Origin of the sequence: Actinomadura sp. 3N508 (genome assembly GCF_044326375.1) — a bacterium.
Classification (GTDB): Bacteria; Actinomycetota; Actinomycetes; order Streptosporangiales; family Streptosporangiaceae; genus Spirillospora.
Window position 1 is genome coordinate 324,717 of the sequence record NZ_JBIRAX010000008.1, and the last position, 19,249, is coordinate 343,965.

Below are 19,249 nucleotides of genomic sequence, written 5' to 3' on the forward strand. Positions count from 1 at the left end.
CTTCGCTGTCCGTCATGCGCTCGGACTTTACGTCATCGGCAGCGGCGTGAAAGTCGCCGCGCGGTACCGATACGATCACGAATACCCATGTAGAACGGGGTCCGCGGTGGCGCAGCGTGATCATCGATGCGGCTTGGACGGGCGGGGTGACCGGGACAATTACCGGTTCTGCGATGTGGCGTAAGGCCCGTACCCTTGATAACCGTCATGAGTGTGCCAATGGAGACGGCTCCCCGCACGTACGAGATCCGTACGTACGGGTGCCAGATGAACGTCCACGACTCCGAGCGGCTGTCCGGGCTCCTCGAGTCGGCCGGCTACGTACGCGCCGGGGAGGCCGAACCCGACGTCGTCGTGTTCAACACGTGCGCGGTGCGGGAGAACGCCGACAACCGGCTCTACGGCAACCTGGGCCATCTGCGTCCGGTCAAGGACGGGCATCCGGGCATGCAGATCGCCGTCGGCGGCTGCCTCGCGCAGAAAGACCGCGACACCATCGTCAAGCGCGCCCCCTGGGTGGACGTGGTGTTCGGCACCCACAACATCGGGTCGCTGCCCGCGCTGCTGGAGCGGGCCCGCGTCCAGGACGAGGCGCAGGTCGAGATCGAAGAGTCGCTGGTGACGTTCCCGTCGACGCTGCCGACGCGCCGGGAGTCCCCGTACGCGGCGTGGGTGTCGATCTCGGTCGGCTGCAACAACACGTGCACGTTCTGCATCGTCCCGTCGCTGCGCGGCAAGGAGAAGGACCGCCGCCCCGGCGAGATCCTCGCGGAGGTCGAGGCGCTCGTCGCCGACGGCGTCCTGGAGATCACGCTGCTGGGCCAGAACGTCAACGCCTACGGCTCCGGGTTCGGGGCCCTGGCCGACGCGCCCGACGAGGTGCGGTCGATGACGTCTGACGGCCAGTCCGCGTTCGCTGGGCTGCTGCGGGCGTGCGGCGGCGTCGAGGGGCTGGAGCGGGTCCGGTTCACCTCCCCGCACCCCAAGGACTTCACCGACGACGTCATCGCCGCCATGGCCGACACGCCGAACGTGATGCCGTCGCTGCACATGCCGCTGCAGTCCGGGTCGGACGCGGTGCTGCGCGCGATGCGCCGCTCGTACCGGCAGGAGCGCTACCTCGGCATCATCGAGAAGGTCCGGGCCGCGATCCCGGACGCGGCGATCACGACCGACATCATCGTGGGCTTCCCCGGCGAGACCGACGCCGACTTCGAGGAGACGCTGCACGTGGTGCGGGAGGCGCGGTTCGCGTCGGCGTTCACGTTCCAGTACTCCAAGCGTCCCGGCACCCCCGCCGCGACCATGGACGGCCAGCTGCCGAAGGAGGTCGTCCAGGAGCGGTACGAGCGGCTCGTCGCCCTCCAGGAGGAGATCTCCTGGGCGGAGAACAAGAAGCAGCTCGGCCGCACGCTGGAGGTCCTGGTCGCCGAGGGCGAGGGGCGCAAGGACCAGGCGACGCGGCGGCTGTCGGGCCGCGCGGCCGACAACCGGCTCGTGCACTTCGGCGTGCCGGACGAGCCGGTCCGGCCCGGCGACATGGTCTCCGTCGAGGTCACCTATGCCGCGCCGCACCATCTCGTCGCGGACAAGCCGGTGCTGAACGTCCGCCGGACGCGCGCGGGCGACGCCTGGGAGGCGCGCCAGGGGCAGGGCGAGGGCGCGAAGGGCGTTTCGCTCGGAATGCCGTCCATCGGGCGTCCGGCCGAGCCCGACGCGCCCGTCACGGGCTGCTCGACCCGCCCCTGACCTCCGGCATGATCGGGGTGTTCCCCGTTGAGGCCCGGCTCCAGGAGGCAGCGTGCTCGTCACGGCCGCGGTGTGCCCGCATCCGCCCATCCTCGTGCCCGCGATGGCGGGCGAGGCGGCGCCGGAGCTCGACGCGCTGCGCGCCGCGTGCGACGACGCCGTCCGGCCACTGCTGGGCGAGGACGCGCTGATCGTGGTGGGCGGCGCGCCGGAGACGCGCTCCTACGGGCCGGACGCCTACGCGACGCTCCAGCCCTACGGTCTCGCCTGGACGAGCCCTGACGACCCCAAGGACGGTGCTGAGGCGCTCCCGCTGTCGCTCTCCCTCGGGCGCTGGCTCCTCGACCGGCAGAACGCCGGTACCGGCGCCGGTACCGGCGCCGGTGTCGGCGTCCGCTATCAGGCGGTCGCGTTCGACGCCTCACCGGCCGAATGCCTGGCTCTCGGACGCGATCTCGCGGAGTCGTCCGGACGCGTCGCGCTGCTGGTCATGGGCGACGGATCGGCGTGCCGTTCGGAAAAGGCGCCCGGTTACCTCGACGAGCGTGCGGGCCCTTACGACGAGGGGGTGGCGCGGGCGTTCGGAGACGCCGACGCCGCCGCCCTGGCCGCGCTGGATCCGGGACTTTCCCGGGAGGTCCAGGCGGCCGGGCGCGCGGCGTGGCAGGTGCTCGCCGGCGCGGGCGGCGCCGATGTGGGCGGCCCGGGCCGGTTTACGGGGCGTGTTCTCGCCGACGAAGCGCCGTACGGAGTGGGCTACTTCGTGGCGGGCTGGTCACGTGCGGGCCATGACGGCTGATCGCCGCCGGGCTAGCCGCCCTCGTGGTGGCCGCCCGGCTGCTGGCCGCCGCCCGGCTGCCCGCCGCCCTCGGCGTTGCGGTCGATCTGCTCGCCGGCCTTTTCCTGCGCCTTGTCGATCTTGTCGGTGTACTTGCCGCCCGTACGCTCGTCGATCTTGTCGCCGGCCTTCTCCACGCCCTCGCGGGCCTTGTCGGAGTGCTGCCCGAGCATCTGCTTGACCTTGTCGACGATGGACATTGGTGTATCCCCCCGGATCCCTCGTCTCGTCCTCGGCGCCGCGCGAACCCGCACGACACCCGTACAACCCGGCTATACCCGTTCTGTTGCCACAATTAAGCCTGTGACCTCTCCAGATGTGATCGCCATCGTCGGCGCGACGGCCGCCGGCAAGTCCGACCTCGCCGTGGAGCTCGCGCTGCGCCTCGGCGGGGAGGCGGTCAACGCCGACTCGATGCAGCTCTACCGCGGCATGGACATCGGCACGGCCAAACTCTCCCAGGACGAGATGCGCGGCGTCCCGCACCACCTCCTGGACGTCTGGGACGTGACGGTCACGGCGAGCGTCGCCGAATACCAGCGGCTCAGCGCCGACGCGATCGCGGGGATCCGGGAGCGGGACCGGCTGCCGGTGCTCGTCGGCGGCTCCGGCCTGTACGTGCGGGCCGCCCTCGACCATCTGGAGTTCCCGGGGACGGACCCGGCCGTCAGGGCGCGCCTCGAAGGCGAGCTGGCGGAGGTGGGGCCGGGAGCGCTGCATGCCCGGCTGCGCGAGCTCGACCCGGCCGCGGCGGACGCGATCCTGCCCAGCAACGGGCGCCGGATCGTCCGGGCGCTGGAGGTGGTCGAGATCTCCGGCCGCCCGTTCAGCGCGACCCTGCCCGAGCACCGGTACCGCTACGACTCGGTCGTCCAGCTCGGGCTGAGCGTCCCCCGGGACGAGCTGGACGAGCGCATCGCCCTGCGGGTGCGAAGGATGTGGGACGCGGGGCTCGTCGACGAGGTGCGGGCACTGGAGAAGCGCGGCCTGCGCGACGGCCTCACCGCGGGACGCGCCCTCGGTTACGCACAGGTGCTCAGGTTCCTGGCGGGGGAGTGGACGGAGGAGCAGGCGCGGGAGGAGACCGTCCGGCTGACGCGGCGGTTCGCCCGCCGCCAGGAGTCGTGGTTCCGGCGCGATCCGCGCGTCCAGTGGCTTCCCTACGACGCGTCCGACCTGGTAGATCGCGCGCTGGCGCTGGTCGGATAACGCTCCGGTCGGGGGCAATATGATCGAAGGATGCGGTTCGTCAAGGGACATGGCACCGAGAACGACTTCGTGATCCTGCCCGATCCGGACGGCGCCCTGGAGCTCACTCCGGACGCCGTGGCGCGGCTGTGCGACCGGCGCGCCGGGATCGGCGCGGACGGCGTCCTGCGGGTCGTCCGGACGAAGGCGACCGACCCCGGGGTGGTGCCCGGTGGGGACTCCTTCGGGGACGCCGAGTGGTTCATGGACTACCGCAACGCCGACGGGAGCCTCGCCGAGATGTGCGGCAACGGCATCCGCGTCTTCGCCCGCTATCTGGTCGACGCCGGCCTCGCCGCGCCCGGCGAGTGGGACGTGGCGACCCGGGCGGGGCTGCGGCGGGTGACGCTCGGCGCGTCCGGGGACGTGAGCGTCGAGATGGGCCCGGCCGACCTCCTCGGCCCCGGCGAGGCGACCCTGGCCGGGACGGTGTTCCAGGGCGAGCGCGTGTCCGTGGGAAATCCGCATCTGGCGTGCCGCGTCGACGGCCCGGTCACCGCGCTGGACCTGTCGCGCGCCCCCGGCTTCGACCCCAACGTCTTCCCCCAGGGGGTGAACGTCGAGTTCTTCCGCTTCGTGGGGGAGCGGCACGTGGAGATGCGGGTGTTCGAGCGCGGCTCCGGCGAGACCCGCTCCTGCGGGACCGGGACCGTCGCGGTCGCCGCGGCGGCCGCCGCGATTCAGGGAACAATCGGGGCATCCGGGACGTCTGACTGGACGGTGGACGTTCCCGGTGGACGGGTCGGCGTCGCCCTCGACGGAAAGGCCGCCTGCCTGACAGGTCCGGCGGTCCTGGTCGCCGAGGGCGAGGCTTGGCCCGGCTGGATCTGATGGAATCCCCGTCCGACCAGGGGTGAACACGATCCGGCACCGTCCCGGCTCGATCGGGACAAGTGTCCCTCACCAACGGGACCTTCCGCCGCATAACTTCTTTCTTGCACACCCTCTGGTGAATGGCCCGTACGGATCGGGATGGGAGCCCCGGTGCCGTACGGAGCCCGAGGGCCGGTGGCGACCTTCTTGGCGGGGGGCGGTCACCGGCCCTCCCACCGGGTGTCTTTTCAGCCCACTGGGGTGGGCTTCAGCGTTGTGGTGGCGGTTTCGCAGAAAAATCTGATCCGTAGGCAGTGTTGTCGTGCAGCTACGGATGAGCGCCGTTGACGGGAAGTCTGGCGCGGACGAGCGTTCCACCCTGGGGGCCGGGCCCTACGGTGCACGATCCGCCGAGTTCCGCCGCACGTTCCCGCATGGACGACATCCCGACGCCCGAGCGCACCTGCGTGGGCAGCCCGACTCCGTCGTCGTCGACGGTGACGTGCAGATCGCCGTTGAGATGCAGCCGCACCACCGCTGAGCCCGCCTTCGCGTGCCGGTGCACGTTGGTGAGCGCCTCCTGAACGATCCGGTACGCGGCGACCTCGGCGGCGGCCGGCAGGCCCTTGAGGTCGCCGTCCACGTGCACGTTGACCTGCGGGCCGTCGCCGGTCGCGACGACGCCGCCGAGCGCCTGGATCGCGCCCTCCAGCCCCAGGTCGTCCAGCGCGGGCGGACGCAGCCCGTACACCAGGTCCCGGATGTCGCCGATCGTGCGGCCCATCGTCGCGCGCAGGTTCTCCAGCAGCTCGTCGACCGCCTCCGGGTCGGTCTTCAGCGTGATGCGCGCGGCGTCGACGGTCATCGCGAGGCTCGCCAGCGTCGGGCCGAGCCCGTCGTGCAGGTCGCGGCGCAGCCGCCGCCGCTCCTCCTCGCGGGTGCGCAGGATGCGCTCCCTGGAGCGCTGGACGTCCGCGGCCAGCCGCGCCGCGTTCGCCAGCTCGGCGAGGTTGCGGGCCAGGATGCCGGACAGGCGGGCGTCCGGCGTGCGGGTGACGCCGAACAGCAGCCGGCCGACCGGCTCCCCGTGCCAGACGAGCGGGATGAGCTGCGGGCGGGCGCCGAGCACGCCGTCCTCCGCGGAGATCAGCCGGCCGTCGCGGTCCAGGACCTCGATCGTGACGCCGGTGGCGTGCAGGGCCGAGCGCGCCACCTCGGCGGCGACGGCGAGCGCGGCGGCCGCGTCGGCGGCGGTCTGCAGCCGCCGGTTGAGGCGGTCGGCGATGCGGTACGGGTCGCGCTCGCCGTGGATGACCCCGTCCACGGTGCGCTGCAGGCGGCGCCGGACGGGCTCGAAGAAGGCGCCCGCGACGATCGCGCCGGCCAGCCCGGCGAGCGTGCCCTCGCCGTGCGCGAGCAGGCTCGCGGCGCCGACGAGCGCGAAGTAGACGCCGGTGATCACCACGACGAGGCCCGCGTACACCAGCGTCCGGCTGACCACGAGATCGATATCGTAGAGCCGGTACCTGGTGATCGCGAAGGCGATGCAGATCGGGACGGCGACGATCGTGATGTTGCGCACCGGGTCTCCGATCGGGCCGTTCTCGCCCGCGTAGATGATCCCCTCGGCGATCACGCCCGGGTACACCACCCAGACGATCTGCCGGCGCACGTCGGGCGCCGCCTGGATGAACCGGACCACCAGCGAGAACAGCGCCGCGGCGAGGGTGGCGAGAATGATCGCGGTGATGGCCACCGGGATCTCGTCGAAGGGGTAGACCGAGACGCCGTTGTGCCACTCCCGCACGTCCGGGTCGATCGTCAGGTGGACGGTCACGATCACCGGGACGAGGCAGGCGAGCACGAGCACGGGCCGGAACCAGCGCGAGACCAGCCGCCCGTCCGGGAAGATCAGCGGCAGGACGAGGGTAAGGGCGTAGGTGTCAATGACCCAGAGCCAGGTGGCGAGCCATTGCACGAAGCCGGTTCCGGTCCAGTCGTGGAGCTCGAACCAGGGGCCCAGGTTGAGCGACAGGACGTACAGGGAGGCGCTGAATCCGGAGCCGAGCATGAGCCAGGCGACCGTCAGCCCGCGCCGGTGGCGCAGCAGGATCGCGCCGACCGGCGTCCAGGTCAGCGCGACGAGGATCTCGGGGTGCCACCAGACCATCCGCCGGGCCTCGGGCAGCCTCGTGCCGAGGTAGAGGGACGTGGCGACGATGAGGACGGCCCCGAGTGCGATGGGGAACGCGACGCGGCCCGCGCCGCGGTCGTGTTCTGCCGTCTCCACCATGTGCTCCTTGGGGACCCCAAAAGTAATGGGATGTTAAAACTTACAGTTCCCTGAGCTGCAGTCGTAGGGGTCGTCCGCCTCAGGACACCGGCTGGGGGTCGGTCGAGATCGTGGCGGTCTCGGTGCACTGGGCGCGTGCCGTGATGGTAACCGCGGAATCCGGTGGTGAGAACGGAAGGCGCAGGTCAGAGTCTGCGGCCGGGTATGCCGGTCCGTGCCGGCGGGCCTCGTTCGCCGGGCTCTGACGGGATGCGCCGCAGGCGACGGCTCTGAGCCTCCGCCGGGACGGGTTCCGGATCGCCGCCGATCCCTCTTTGGGGCAAGGGTATCCGGGTGACCGAAATGTCATGATTCGGATGCCCAAGGGGAGCCTTGGGTCGCGTTCGCGGCCGGTCAGGCCATCAGAGTCAACATGCTCTCGCGGCTGATCGCCCTGATGCCGCGCCGCAATTCCTCGGGCGAGACGTCCTTCAGGATGAGCCGCTGCAGGACGAAGCCGGGCAGGATCGCGAACAAGGTCTTGCCCGCGGCGACGACGTCGGCGCCGGGCGGGAGCAACCCCGCGTCGACCAGGCGGCGCAGGTAGCGCGTCCACGTCTCGCGGATGCCGTTGATGTTGCCGGCCATGTACGCGGCGATCTCCGGGTCGTGCATGGCGAGCGCCCAGGCGGCCGGGGCGAGCCGGAGCGGGCCGTCGGGGCCGGACAGGCTGACGACCCTGGACGCGAACTGCTCGATCAGCTCGTCCACCGGGAGCAGCGGATCGCTGTCGGCGAGCCGGCCGAAGAACGCGTTGAGATCGCCGATGACCGCCGAGATGTTGGCCTCGATGATCTCGTTCTTGCTCTTGTAGTACCGGTAGACGGCGCCGGCCGAGAGCCCGGACTCGGCGAAGATGTCCTGCATGGACGTCGCGTGGATGCCCTTGCGGATGAAGCAGACGCGGGCGGCGTCCAGGATCTGGCGCCGGCGGCGCTCCAGGTGCTCTTCGCTGACTCGCGGCATGGGTCCAATTTAAAACGAACGTTCGTTTCTTGACAAGCTCGGACGGTGGGTGCGACGCTGGCGGCAAGAAAAGAGAACGGACATTCGTTTTAGGAGGAGTCCATGCGGGCCTCCCTCGCCTCGCGCACCGCCGGCATCGCGCTCGCCGCCGCGCTGCTCCAGCTCGTCATGATCATCGCGTTCTCCTGGCCCGCGGCGCGGGTGGCGCCGCGCGACGTCCCGGTCGTCGTGGCCGGTCCGCAGGCCGCCGCCGTCGCGGAAAGGCTGGACCGTGAACGCCCCGGCGCGTTCGACGTCCGGACGGAACGGGACGAGGCCGCCGCCCGCGCGGCGCTCGCCGACCGGGAGGCGTACGGCGCCGTCGTCACGACGCCGTCCGGCCCGAAGGTCCTCACCGCGTCCGCCGCGTCGCCGGTCATCGCCCAGCAGCTGAGCGCCCTGGCTCAGAATCTCGCCCAGCCGGGGGGCGCGCCGGCGCCTGTCGAGGACGTCGTCGCGGCCGACTCCGACGACCCGCGCGGCGCCGGGTTCGGGGCGCTCGCGCTGCCGCTGATCATGTCCGGGCTCGCCGCCGCGGTGCTGCTGACGTTCGCGATCCCGAAGGCCGCGTGGCGGGCCGCCGGGGTGGTCCTGTTCGCCGCCCTGGGCGGCCTCGGGGTGGCGGGGATCGCGCAGGGCTGGCTGTCCCTGCTGCCCGGTTCCTACCTCGCGGTCGCCGGGGTGATGTCGCTGACCATCCTGGCCGTGACCGGCACGGTCGTCGGCCTGGCCGCCGCCGTCGGACGGGCCGGGCTCGGCCTCGGCGCGCTCACGCTGCTGTTCCTCGGCAACCCCCTGTCGGCCGCCACCTCGGCGCCGGAGCTGCTGCCGCAGCCGTGGGGCGAGATCGGCCAGCTCCTCCCGCCCGGGGCCGCGGTGACGCTGCTGCGGTCGACGGCGTTCTTCGACGGCGCGGGCGCCACCGGGGCGGCGACCGTCCTGGTCGCGTGGGCCGCCGCGGGATTCGTCCTGCTGACGGTCGGCGGGCTGCGCGGACGCGCCCGCGACGAGACCGCGCCGGGCCGCGAACCCGCCATCGCCTGACATCTGCCGTTTTCCCGCGCAGTATGTGATCGCTCAGTAGCATTCTGTGATTCTTCTGGGTGGTCCGAAGGGAAGACATGGCGGCGTTCCTGCTGCGCCGGCTGGCGGGCCGGCTGGCGCTGGCCGTCCTCGCGATGAGCCTCGCCTACGCGCTCGCCGCCGCCGCGCTCGATCCGCGCGCCGGCTTGGAAGGAAGGGCGCCCCGTCCACCCGAAGCCGTGGTCGACGCCCGGCTCACCGCCCTCAACCTGAACGACCGGGAGCCTCTGGCCGACCGGTACCTGACCTGGACGGCGGGCGTCGTCCGCGGCGACTTCGGCCGGACGTGGGACGGCGAAGCGGTCAACGCCGAGTTATGGCGACGGCTCGGGGTGAGTCTCCGGCTGCTGGCCCCGGGCGCCGTCCTAGGGAGCGTTGTGGGCGTCCTTCTGGGCGCCTACGCGGCGACACGGCGCGGACGGATGGCCGACAGACTCATCTGTCTCGGTTCATATCTGCTGGTGGCCGCACCGGTGTTCGTTCTGGCGGTGGTGCTGCAGATCGCGGCGAGCTTGGTGAACGGCGTTGTGGGCGTGCAGGTCTTCGTGTGGGTCGGGGAGTCCACGGCTGGTGCGTCCCACGGGGTGCTCGGCGGGCTCGCTGACCGGGTCAGGCATCTGCTGCTGCCGACGGTCACCATCGCACTCGCACAACTCGGCCTCTACTGCCGCTACCAGCGCGCCATGATGCTGGACGTTCTGCACGCCGACTACGTGCGCACTGCGCGGGCCAGAGGACTGCGACGGCGTCGGGCACTGTTGCGGCACGGGCTGCGCACGGCGTTGGCTCCGGTGACGACCTACTTCGTCTATGCCTTTGGCCTGCTGCTCCTCGGCGGCATCTACACAGAGAAGATCTTCGGCTGGCATGGGGCCGGGGAGTGGCTCGTCGACTCCATCGCGCGCGGGGACGTGAACGCGGTCGCGGCGATCGTCTGCATCGCGGTGTGCGGGGTCGCCCTGGCCGGGCTGATCTCGGACGTTCTGCAGGGCGCCCTCGACCCGCGCGTCCGGGCGGCGGTGTGATCGTGATCCGGAGCCGGCGGGCCGTCGCCGGGCTCGTTCTGCTCGCGACATTGCTAGCGCTCGTGTTCGCTGGGCCGCTCGTGGCGCCGTGGAGCTGGGACGACACGGACTTCGCGGCCCTCAGGTCCGGGCCGACAGCGGAGCATTGGCTCGGCACGACGGAGAGCGGGCGCGACGTCTTCGCCGTCACCCTGCGCGGAGCGCGGACGTCGCTGCTCATCGGTCTCGCCGTCGCGGTGATCTCGACCGGAATCGCCGCCGTCGTCGGCACCGCCGCCGGATACGCGGGCGGACGCCTCGACCGGACCCTGATGTGGGGTGTCGACCTGCTGCTCGCCCTGCCGCCCTTCCTGATCGTCGTTCTGCTGGCCCCGCACCTTGATGGGGGCGCGCCCGTGCTCATCCCGCTCCTCGCCGCGTTCATGTGGATGATCACGGCGCGGATGGTGCGCGCCATGACCGCTTCGCTGCGCGACCGCGAGTACGTGCTGGCCGCCCGGTTCCTGGGCGTGGGCGCGCCGCGCGTGATCGTCCGGCACGTCCTGCCGCAGCTCGCGTCGCTGCTGGCCGTGGATGCGAGCCTCAGCGTCGGCGTCGCGATCGTCGCGGAGAGCGGGCTGTCGTATCTGGGGCTCGGCGTCCGTCCGCCGGACGTGTCGCTCGGCACATTGATCGCCGACGGACACGGTGCCGTGGCCGCCTATCCGTTGCCGTTCGGGTTCGCCGCCGGGCTGCTGGTGCTCATCGTTCTGGCGGTGAATCTGCTGGGCGACGGTCTGCGTGACGGCCTCGACCCCGCCTCGGGAGGTGCGCGTTGACCGTCCTGCGGGTCACGGATCTGACGGTTCGCTACGCGCCGCAGGCGCACGCCGCCGTACGGCACGTGAGCTTCACGGTCGGTCCGGGGGAGGTGCTCGGAATCGTCGGCGAGTCGGGGGCGGGGAAGACGGCCCTCGCGCTCGCGCTGATCGGGCTTCTGCCGGAGAGCGCCCATGTGGCCGGGTCGGTGAGATTGCGCGGTGAGGAATTGCTGGGACGGTCTGACGCCGAGCTCTCCCGGATACGCGGCGATGACCTGTCGATGATCTTCCAGGATCCGCTGTCAGCGCTCACGCCCGTCCGCAGGGTCGGCGACCAGATCGCCGAGACGGTCCTGATCCATTCCAAGGCCACCCGTGCGGCGGCACGTGCGCGGGCCGTCGAACTGCTCGGGCTGGTCGGTATTCCGGGCGCCGCCCGGGTTGCTCGTGCGTACCCGCACGAGCTGTCCGGCGGGATGCGGCAGCGCGTGGTGATCGCCATGGCGATCGCGAACGAACCCGGCCTGCTGATCGCGGACGAGCCGACGACCGCGCTCGACGTGACCGTCCAGGCGCAGGTCCTGGACGTGCTGCGGGCCGCCCAGGACGCCACCGGCGCGGCGATCGTGCTGATCAGCCATGACATGGGCGTCGTCGCCGGATTCGCAGACCGGGTGATGGTGATGCACGGGGGACGCGCCGTCGAGCAAGGGCCGGTGGAGCAGATCTACCGGCGGCCGGCCACCCCCTACACGAAGGCGTTGCTGTGCTCGGTTCCGCGTATCGGGGAGTCGTCTGCCCCTAGAGCGGGGGTTGAGCGCGCTGGGCGGTCCGTGGTGCTGGCGGTGGACGGGCTCGTCCGCCACTACCCGCTCTATAGGGGCGCATTGCTGCGACGCCGAGCCGGGACGGTACGGGCCTTGGACGGTATCGGTTTCGACGTCCGAGAGGGCGAGACCTTAGCGCTGGTGGGCGAATCGGGAAGCGGCAAGACCACGACCCTGATGGAGATCCTGCGGCTGTCACGCCCGCAGAGTGGACGCATCGCAGTCTTCGGACATGACACGGCGGCCTTGCGCGCCGCCCAGCGCAAAGCTTTGCGACGCGATGTCCAGGTCGTGTTCCAGGACCCTTACGCGTCCCTCAATCCGCGAATGCGTGTGGCATCCATCCTTGCCGAACCGCTGACCACGCATGGTGTAGCGGCGTCCAGGGTTGGTGGCCGTGTCGAAGAGCTACTGGAATTGGTGGGGTTAGGGCCAGAGCATGCCCGGCGATTCCCGCACGGTCTCTCAGGCGGGGAGGCGCAGCGCGTGGGCCTGGCCAGAGCCTTGGCATTAGAGCCGCGTCTACTGCTCCTGGACGAGCCATTAGCGGCCTTGGACGTGTCAGTTCAGGCCGAAGTCACCACCCTGCTGGAGAGACTGCGTGAGCGGCTCGGCCTGGCTTACCTGTTCGTCGCTCATGACTTGGCCGTCGTCCACCGGATCGCAGATCGAGTCGCCGTCATGTACATGGGCCGTATCGCGGAGACCGGTTCGGTAGGGGACGTGTACGGCGCCCCAGCCCATCCGTACACACGCGCGCTGCTCGACGCCGTCCCGTTGCCTGATCCGGTTCTGGAGCGGCGTCGTCCCCTTGTCCTTTTGCAGGGCGAGCCACCTGACCCGGCTTCGTCGCCCATGGGATGCCGATTCCGTTCTCGGTGTCCGCGCTACGCCACGCTGACCGCCGTCGACGGACGTCTGTGCGAGGAACACGAACCGGCGTCCCGTCCGCTGCGGCCTGAGGGCGACGCAGATCAGTCTGTCGCCTGCCACTATCCGCTTGTCGAAGCTAGGGCCGGACTATGACACGTGTCGTCGTTTGCGTCTTGTTGTTGCTGGCCTTGGGTGGCTGCAGTGCGGCGGGGGAGTCGTTCAGCCAAACGGCGTCCGGACGCCTTCCAGCGTCCGATGTCAATCCGACCCCGCGTGACCGTGTCGTGGACGGCGGGACGCTTCGCTGGCCACTGCCGGAGTTTTCGACCCAGTGGAATTTCAACCATGTCAATGGCACCAAAGGAGCGGTCGAGCACGTCACTCAGGGAGTCCTGCCGTACTTGATGCGGGCCGGCGAGAAGGCCACGCCGCGCCCTGTTCCCGAATATCTGCGGTCGGCGACGTTGAAGCGCACGAAGCATGGCCAGACCGTGACCTACCGGCTCAACCCGAAGGCCAGGTGGTCGGACGGCCGCCCCATCGGACAGGCCGACTTCGTCGCCCAGACGCACGCGCTCTCTGGACGTGACACGCGGTACGAGGTCTCGTCCACCACCGGCTATAGCCGAATCAGGCGCGTCGAGCGAGGCGCAGGCGAGCACACCGTGAAGGTGACTTTCGATGGGACGTACGCGGATTGGCGCAGCTTGTTCAGCCCGCTCTACCCTGCCGTCGCCTACTCCACGCCACGCGCGTTCAACACCGGCTGGATGAATCGCCTGCCTGTCACATCCGGCCCGTTCAAATTCCAGGAAATCGACCGGACGGCCAAGACTCTCACCATCGTCCGTGACCCCGCCTGGTGGGGAGCACCCGCGAAACTCGACCGGATCGTCTACCGCGCCATGGACACCAGCGCGATGCCCGGCGCGTTCACCAACAACGAGATCGACCTGATGGACATCGGTCTCGACGCGGGCGCCCTGAAACGCGTCCAGAGCGTTCCAGGAGCAGCGGTACGCCGGGCGGGCGGTCCGGACTGGCGGCATTTCACGCTCAATGCGAAGGGCCCCGCCCTGTCCGATGTTCGGGTGCGGCGGGCCGTCATGCTCGGGATCGATAGGCGCATCATCGCCAGCGCCGATCTGTCCGGGCTCGGGGTGCCCGTACAGACGCTCGGCAACCATTTCTATGTCAACACCCAGGACGGCTACCAGGACAACTCCGGAGACCTCGGAAGGTACGATCCGGCTCGCGCCAGAGAACTCCTGAACGAGGCAGGCTGGACGCTCCCCAGCCACGGCAAGTACCGGACCAAAGCGGGACGGACGCTTTCCCTACGCTTCGTCGTCCCCTCCGGAGTTCCGATCAGCAAACGGGAAGGGGAGTTGACCCGCGCCTTGCTCGAACGCATCGGTGTCCGCGTGGACATCGTCCCGGTGCCCGCCGACGACGCGTTCGACCGGTACGTCGCGCCCGGAGACTTCGACATCGTCCCGTTCTCCTGGCTCGGCACGTCTTTCCCGGTGTCGCCGATGCAGGCCGTCTTCGCGCGACCCCACGGCGACCGCGTCCAGCAGAATTTCTCCCGCATCGGTACGGCGGCCATAGACACCGCCATGGATCGCGCTATCGCAGAGATCGACCCGGCGAGAATTCACGTCCTCGTGAACAGAACCGATCGGCTCATCTGGCAACAAGCATCGGTCTTGCCGCTGTATCAGCGTCCCCAGCTCGTCGCCACACGCGCGGGTCTGGCCAATATGGGGGCTTGTGGCTTCTTCGAGCCCGCCTACCAGGACATCGGGTTCACAGCACCCCGATAACAAGACCAGCGAGACCACCCTCAGGGGAACGCGAGCTGGACGCCCTTGCGGTCGTTGGTGAAACGCGCGTTCCACACGTACAGCCGCAGGTCGTCGGCGGAGATGCCCGCGTCGACCGGGAGCTCGGTGGCGATCCGCACCACGTACGACGCGCCCGCCGGGATCATCAAGCTGCCGTTCTCGTCGACGGGCTCCTTCGCCCCGCCGACCCGGGCGGTGATCTTGCTCTGGTTCGGGAGCGTGCACATGGCGTCCGGGATGCCGGGCTGCGGCATGCACCGCTCCCGCGTGGACGACGGGACCTGCGCCTTCGGCAGGAACAAGTCGGCCGGATAGTCCAGCAGCACGGGCCGCCGCTGGCTGTTGGTGAGGACGTAGTCGGCGTAGGCGTACGTCGTGCCGGACGGCGGGGCCCCGGTGGCGCCGAGCGGCTGCTTGTCCGTCCCCGCCTTGATGGCGGCGAGGCTGTAGCCGTAGCCCTCCGGCGTCGTGAAGCCGATCGGGGGACCGGTCTTCGGGGCGGGCACGGACGGGCCCTGCGCCCCGGCGCCGTCGCCCTGACCGGCGGACGCCGGACGGGCGGGATCCGTGCCGGACTCCCCGTCCGGGCGGAGGACGACGATCCCGGCGGCCACGGCGGCGATGCCCACGGCTCCGGCGAGGGCCCCGGCGAGCCCGAGCCTCCCCGCGTTGCTCTTCTTTTTCCGGCGGTGCGAACGGTTCGAACGGTTCGGTCGATAGCTGGTGGCCATGCTCTGCGTGCTCCCTCGGGCCCGTTCAGAGGCTCAGTAAGCGCGTCCTGTCTCAAGCAGTCAGACACGATACCGGACGCCCGGATCGGCGATGTCCCTGGTCAGGCGCTTACGAATTGCGCGTGACGAGCGCGTCGCGACCGAGGCCTCGCAGGGAGGCGTCCAGCACCTGCGCGGTGTGCGCGACGGCGATGCCGGCGCCGCGCCGCCGCAGCGCGGTGGCGATCTGCATGGAGCAGCCGGGGTTGGCGGCGACCAGTAGTTCGGCCCGGGTGGCGTCCACGTTCACCGCCTTGCGGTCGCCGAGCTCTCCGGCGGCCTCCGGCTGGAACAGGTTGTAGGTCCCGGCGGAGCCGCAGCAGATCTCCGGTTCGGCGATCTCGCGGACGGTCAGCTCGGGGATCGCGGCGAGCAGCTCCCGCGGCTGGCTGCGGATCCCCTGCGCGTGGGCCAGATGGCAAGCGTCGTGGTAGGCGACGGTGACCGGAACGGGTTCGCGTTTCGCGCGCGGCCCGAGATCGGCGAGGAACTCGGCGAAGTCGCGGGTCTTGGCCGACAGCGCGTCCGCGCGTCCCGACCAGGCCGGATCGTCGGCGAGCAGCGCCCGGTACTCCTTCATCGCCGACCCGCAGCCCGCGGAGTTCACCACGATGACGTCGACGGCCTCGAACATCTGGATCGTCCGGCGGGCGAAGGCGCGGGCCTCGTCCTCGCGGCCGGAGTGCATGGACAGCGCGCCGCAGCAGCCCTGTTCCCTGGGGATGACGACGTCGCAGCCCTCCAGCGCCAGGACGCGCGCCGTGGCCGCGTTCACGCCGGGGAAGAACTCGGCCTGCACGCAGCCGGTCAGCATCCCGACCGTGGCCCGGCGCTCACCACGCGCCGCGACCCGTTCGGGCAGTTTCGGCGCCCTGCCCAGGGGCGGGGCAAGCCGTTCCATCGCGGCGACAGACGGCGAGATGCGCTCCAGGAGGCCACTACGCCGGACGAGCCGCTCCAGACCCGATTTCTGGTAGGCGCGCAACGGCCCGCGTAGAGCACGAAGCCGCCGCCTGTACGGGAACAGTTGGAAGACCAGTTCCCGGATGGCACGTTCCTTCAGCGAACGAGGATGCTCACGCTCGACGTCGGCGCGGGTCATCTCGATCAGCCGGTCGTACTGCACACCGGACGGGCAGGACGTCACGCATGCCATGCACCCCAGGCAGCGGTCGAAATGCTCCACCATCGCGTCGCTGAGCGGGGCTCCGTCCACGTGCTGCTGCATGAGGTGGATGCGGCCCCTGGGAGAGTCCATCTCCTCGCCCCACAGGACGTACGTCGGGCATGTCGGCAGGCAGAAACCGCAGTGCACGCAGTCGCTCAGCAGATTTGGGAGGTCGTCCTCAGCGCCCATCAGATTCCTCCCGCGAAGCGGCCCGGGGACAGCCGGTGATCCGGGTCGAACTGGTCCTTCACGCGCCGCATCAGCGCGAGCGCAGGAACCGGGCCCCACAGGTCGATCTCGCTTCGCACCTCCTCCGGCGTGTAGCGGACGACGGCGCCGCCACGGTGCCGGCCCAGGGCGTTCCGTAGCCGTCCTAGGACGTCGGCCACCTCGTCCGGTGTCGACTCCGAGGGGAGACCGACGTAGCCGTGCCCGCTGCCACTCCAGGTTACTGCGATGTTGGGGCTGAGCAGGGAGAGGAGGTCGCGGAGGGCTGGCGCCGGGGCGCTGATGTCGATGAGGGTGCTGCCGTCCGGGTACCGTCCCCAGCCGTCCGGTGCGGTTTCGGCGATTTCGGCGTTCTCGCCTAGCAGCTCTGCGGTTTGCCGAGCACGCGCGGCTACCCCGTCTGGGACGCCCTCCAGAAGGACCGCGACCGTTCCCGGGCCGATGTACTCCACCGCACTCGGCGCCACCGCACAGTGAAGGACGGTCTGGACGGCGTCATGCGCATCTTCTGGCCCGCTCACAGCGCAGACCACGTAGGCGGTCGCCGCGGGCACAGGGTGCAGGCGGAACGTCGCGTCCACGATCAGCCCGAGAGTGCCGAACGAGCCGGAGAAGAGCCGTCCGAGGTCGTACCCGGCGACGTTCTTGACGACCTTCCCGCCGGAACGCGCGATCTGACCGTCGGCCCGGACGATCGTCAGCCCGATGACCAGGCTGCGCGGCGTCCCGTAGAGCGAACGAAGCGGACCCGCGGCGCCCGTGGCGATAGTGCCGCCGACAGTGGAACCGGGCACGGGAACGTCCAGCGCGAGCCGCTGACCGCGCTCTGCGAGCTTCTCGGCGAGCCGCTCCATCGGCAGGCCCGCCTCAGCCTTCGCCACAAGGTCACCTGCGGCGTGCTCGATGAGACCATCCAGCCGGTGGGTGTCGACCAGCAGATCGCACCGATCCGGGGGCGCGCCCCAGTCCAGGCGGGTTTCGGCCCCACGCGGGACGACCGCCAGCCCGTTCTCGGCCGCGACGCGCATGACCTCGGCGGCCTCGTTCACGTTCTCCGGCGCGGCGACCAGCGCGGGCTCCACACCGAGCACACCTTCCGCAGGTTCACCGGGCCTTACATCTCCGCAGACCTTCGCCAGAGCGTCCAGGGGCCCCATCAGAAAAGGTCCGCCTTTCCCTCATACGGGTGGGCGCCTCTGCGCACACCGGGGACCTCACCGCACAGGCGCGGTGTCGGGAACACCTTGCCCGGGTTGCACAGCCCATCAGGGTCGAAACCGCAGCGGACCATCTGCATCGTGTCCAGATCGGCGTCGGTGAACATGCGGGTCATGTAGCGGGACTTGTCCACCCCTACGCCGTGCTCGCCCGTGATGGAACCGCCATGCTCGATGCACAGGTCGAGGATCGCGCCCGACACCGCCTCCGCACGCTCCTCCGCGCCCGGCTCGGCATCGTCGAACAGCACCAGCGGATGCAGATTGCCGTCGCCCGCATGGAAGACGTTCGCGACCCGCACACCCGACTCGGCCGACAGCGCGTCGATGCTCGCCAGCACCTGCGGGAGCGACGTCCGGGGGATCACGCCGTCCTGGACGATGTAGGCCGGGCTGATCCGGCCGACCGCCGCGAACGCCGACTTGCGCCCCTTCCAGATCAGCGCGCGCTCCTCGTCGTCGGCGGCGATGCGGATCTCGAACGCGCCCGCCTCCCGGCACATCCGCTCGACCTCGGCGAACTGCGCCGCGACCTCCGGCTCGGGGCCGTCCAGCTCCACGATCAGCACCGCGCCCGCGCCCGGCGGGTACTCGCAGCGCACCGCCGCCTCCGCCGCCTCGATCGACAGCGCGTCCATCATCTCGATCGCCGCCGGGACGACGCCCGCGCCGATGATCGCCGACACCGCGGCGCCGCCCGCCTCGATCGACCCGAACGCCGCCAGCAGCGTCTGCACCGTCTCCGGCACCCGCGTCAGCCGCACGGTGATCTTGGTGGTGATGCCGAGCGTGCCCTCCGCGCCGACGAACACGCCCAGCAGGTCGTAGCCCGGGCCGCCGGCCGGCAGCTCGACGATCTCGCCGTCCGGCGTGACGACCTCGCAGGACAGCACGTGATGCGCGGTGAACCCGTACTTCAGGCAGTGCGCGCCGCCGGAGTTCTCCGCCACGTTCCCGCCGACCGAGCAGATCTGCTGGCTGGACGGGTCGGGCGCGAAGTAGTACCCGTACGGCCGGACGGCCCGCGTCACGTCCAGGTTGATCACACCGGGCTCCACCACGGCCCGCTGCCCCGGAATGTCGATCTCCAGGATCCGGCGCATCCGCGAGGTGACGATCAGCACGCCGTCCGCCCGGGGGAGCGCCCCGCCGGACAGGCCCGTCCCGGACCCGCGCGCCACGTACGGCACCCCGGACGCCGCGCACTCGCGGACGATCGCGGCGATCTGCTCGGCGGTGCCGGGCAGCACCACGACCGCGGGCGTCGACCGGTGGTTGGTCAGGCCGTCGCACTCGTACGTGCGCAGCCGCACCGGATCGGTGATCACCCGCGCGGCCCCGAGCAGCCCTTCGAGCCGTGCCGCGAGCACCGCGAGTCCCGCTTCCATGCACTCCACCTTCCTCCGCCCCCGCCTCCCGCCGCAAG

16 protein-coding genes are annotated in these 19,249 nt (G+C 70.7%); 9 read left to right on the forward strand and 7 right to left on the reverse strand.

Going from position 1 to position 19,249, the window contains the following annotated elements:
- Positions 1 to 207 precede the first annotated feature (207 nt).
- Both miaB and ACH34S_RS27985 read left to right on the forward strand, forming a co-directional pair.
- Complete coding sequence (gene miaB / locus ACH34S_RS27980) at positions 208 to 1,749, forward strand: tRNA (N6-isopentenyl adenosine(37)-C2)-methylthiotransferase MiaB (protein WP_395955779.1); 1,542 nt, start codon at positions 208 to 210, stop codon at positions 1,747 to 1,749.
- 52 nt (positions 1,750 to 1,801) lie between these two features.
- On the forward strand, positions 1,802 to 2,548 hold the full coding sequence (locus tag ACH34S_RS27985) for a hypothetical protein (RefSeq protein WP_395955780.1): 747 nt from the start codon (positions 1,802 to 1,804) through the stop codon (positions 2,546 to 2,548).
- Between the two features lie 11 nt (positions 2,549 to 2,559).
- Here ACH34S_RS27985 and ACH34S_RS27990 read toward each other — a convergent pair whose 3' ends face one another.
- The gene (locus tag ACH34S_RS27990; protein WP_395955781.1) at positions 2,560 to 2,787 is read right to left on the reverse strand and encodes an antitoxin; all 228 of its coding nucleotides are present in this window, start codon (positions 2,785 to 2,787) and stop codon (positions 2,560 to 2,562) included.
- 118 nt (positions 2,788 to 2,905) lie between these two features.
- Between ACH34S_RS27990 and miaA the strand changes: the two genes are divergently transcribed.
- Together miaA and dapF are read left to right on the forward strand one after the other, a co-directional pair.
- Complete coding sequence (gene miaA / locus ACH34S_RS27995; protein ID WP_395955885.1) at positions 2,906 to 3,796, forward strand: tRNA (adenosine(37)-N6)-dimethylallyltransferase MiaA; 891 nt, start codon at positions 2,906 to 2,908, stop codon at positions 3,794 to 3,796.
- 30 nt (positions 3,797 to 3,826) lie between these two features.
- The gene (gene dapF, locus ACH34S_RS28000; RefSeq protein ID WP_395955782.1) at positions 3,827 to 4,666 is read left to right on the forward strand and encodes a diaminopimelate epimerase; all 840 of its coding nucleotides are present in this window, start codon (positions 3,827 to 3,829) and stop codon (positions 4,664 to 4,666) included.
- A gap of 310 nt (positions 4,667 to 4,976) precedes the next feature.
- On the opposite strand, the gene ACH34S_RS28005 is transcribed toward dapF, so the two are convergent.
- Positions 4,977 to 6,941: a sensor histidine kinase gene (locus ACH34S_RS28005; RefSeq protein WP_395955783.1), complete on the reverse strand. Its 1,965-nt coding sequence runs from the start codon at positions 6,939 to 6,941 to the stop codon at positions 4,977 to 4,979.
- A gap of 393 nt (positions 6,942 to 7,334) precedes the next feature.
- Complete coding sequence (locus tag ACH34S_RS28010; RefSeq protein WP_395955784.1) at positions 7,335 to 7,946, reverse strand: TetR/AcrR family transcriptional regulator; 612 nt, start codon at positions 7,944 to 7,946, stop codon at positions 7,335 to 7,337.
- Positions 7,947 to 8,048: 102 nt separating this feature from the next.
- On the opposite strand from ACH34S_RS28010, the gene ACH34S_RS28015 reads away from it, so the two are divergent.
- Genes ACH34S_RS28015 through ACH34S_RS28035 form a run of 5 tightly spaced genes read left to right on the forward strand, consistent with a single transcriptional unit; the run spans position 8,049 to position 14,419 of the window.
- Positions 8,049 to 9,029 (forward strand): hypothetical protein, encoded by a 981-nt coding sequence (locus ACH34S_RS28015; RefSeq protein WP_395955785.1) that lies wholly within the window; start codon positions 8,049 to 8,051, stop codon positions 9,027 to 9,029.
- A 59-nt stretch (positions 9,030 to 9,088) separates the two neighbouring features.
- A complete protein-coding gene (locus ACH34S_RS28020) occupies positions 9,089 to 10,093 on the forward strand; it encodes an ABC transporter permease (protein WP_395955786.1) in 1,005 nt (334 codons plus the stop codon).
- Positions 10,094 to 10,095: 2 nt separating this feature from the next.
- Positions 10,096 to 10,911, forward strand: coding sequence for an ABC transporter permease (locus tag ACH34S_RS28025; RefSeq protein ID WP_395955787.1), 816 nt, complete (start codon positions 10,096 to 10,098; stop codon positions 10,909 to 10,911).
- Positions 10,908 to 12,746: a dipeptide ABC transporter ATP-binding protein gene (locus ACH34S_RS28030; RefSeq protein WP_395955788.1), complete on the forward strand. Its 1,839-nt coding sequence runs from the start codon at positions 10,908 to 10,910 to the stop codon at positions 12,744 to 12,746. The genes ACH34S_RS28025 and ACH34S_RS28030 overlap by 4 nt, the downstream gene beginning before the upstream one ends.
- Positions 12,743 to 14,419 carry an ABC transporter family substrate-binding protein gene (locus ACH34S_RS28035; protein ID WP_395955789.1) on the forward strand — a complete coding sequence of 559 codons (1,677 nt, stop codon included), beginning with the start codon at positions 12,743 to 12,745 and terminating at the stop codon, positions 14,417 to 14,419. The genes ACH34S_RS28030 and ACH34S_RS28035 overlap by 4 nt, the downstream gene beginning before the upstream one ends.
- A 20-nt stretch (positions 14,420 to 14,439) precedes the next feature.
- Here the strand turns inward: ACH34S_RS28035 and ACH34S_RS28040 are convergent, their stop codons facing one another.
- The 4 genes from ACH34S_RS28040 to ACH34S_RS28055 form a co-directional block, all read right to left on the reverse strand.
- On the reverse strand, positions 14,440 to 15,171 hold the full coding sequence (locus ACH34S_RS28040; RefSeq protein WP_395955790.1) for a hypothetical protein: 732 nt from the start codon (positions 15,169 to 15,171) through the stop codon (positions 14,440 to 14,442).
- 109 nt (positions 15,172 to 15,280) lie between these two features.
- Positions 15,281 to 16,567: a (Fe-S)-binding protein gene (locus tag ACH34S_RS28045; protein ID WP_395955791.1), complete on the reverse strand. Its 1,287-nt coding sequence runs from the start codon at positions 16,565 to 16,567 to the stop codon at positions 15,281 to 15,283.
- Complete coding sequence (locus ACH34S_RS28050; RefSeq protein ID WP_395955792.1) at positions 16,567 to 17,688, reverse strand: FAD-binding oxidoreductase; 1,122 nt, start codon at positions 17,686 to 17,688, stop codon at positions 16,567 to 16,569. The genes ACH34S_RS28045 and ACH34S_RS28050 overlap by 1 nt, the downstream gene beginning before the upstream one ends.
- Positions 17,689 to 17,762: 74 nt before the next feature.
- Positions 17,763 to 19,211: an FAD-linked oxidase C-terminal domain-containing protein gene (locus ACH34S_RS28055; protein WP_395955793.1), complete on the reverse strand. Its 1,449-nt coding sequence runs from the start codon at positions 19,209 to 19,211 to the stop codon at positions 17,763 to 17,765.
- Between the last annotated feature and the right edge of the window lie 38 nt (positions 19,212 to 19,249).

What these genes read in the sequence shown, in the direction of transcription:
- miaB (WP_395955779.1), top strand. Translation starts at nt 208, where the DNA reads ATGAGTGTGCCAATGGAGACGGCTCCCCGCACGTACGAGATCCGTACG.
- ACH34S_RS27990 (WP_395955781.1), bottom strand. Translation starts at nt 2,787, where the DNA reads ATGTCCATCGTCGACAAGGTCAAGCAGATGCTCGGGCAGCACTCCGAC.
- dapF (WP_395955782.1), top strand. Translation starts at nt 3,827, where the DNA reads ATGCGGTTCGTCAAGGGACATGGCACCGAGAACGACTTCGTGATCCTG.
- ACH34S_RS28005 (WP_395955783.1), bottom strand. Translation starts at nt 6,941, where the DNA reads ATGGTGGAGACGGCAGAACACGACCGCGGCGCGGGCCGCGTCGCGTTC.
- ACH34S_RS28010 (WP_395955784.1), bottom strand. Translation starts at nt 7,946, where the DNA reads ATGCCGCGAGTCAGCGAAGAGCACCTGGAGCGCCGCCGGCGCCAGATC.
- ACH34S_RS28015 (WP_395955785.1), top strand. Translation starts at nt 8,049, where the DNA reads ATGCGGGCCTCCCTCGCCTCGCGCACCGCCGGCATCGCGCTCGCCGCC.
- ACH34S_RS28035 (WP_395955789.1), top strand. Translation starts at nt 12,743, where the DNA reads ATGACACGTGTCGTCGTTTGCGTCTTGTTGTTGCTGGCCTTGGGTGGC.
- ACH34S_RS28040 (WP_395955790.1), bottom strand. Translation starts at nt 15,171, where the DNA reads ATGGCCACCAGCTATCGACCGAACCGTTCGAACCGTTCGCACCGCCGG.
- ACH34S_RS28045 (WP_395955791.1), bottom strand. Translation starts at nt 16,567, where the DNA reads ATGGGCGCTGAGGACGACCTCCCAAATCTGCTGAGCGACTGCGTGCAC.
- ACH34S_RS28055 (WP_395955793.1), bottom strand. Translation starts at nt 19,211, where the DNA reads ATGGAAGCGGGACTCGCGGTGCTCGCGGCACGGCTCGAAGGGCTGCTC.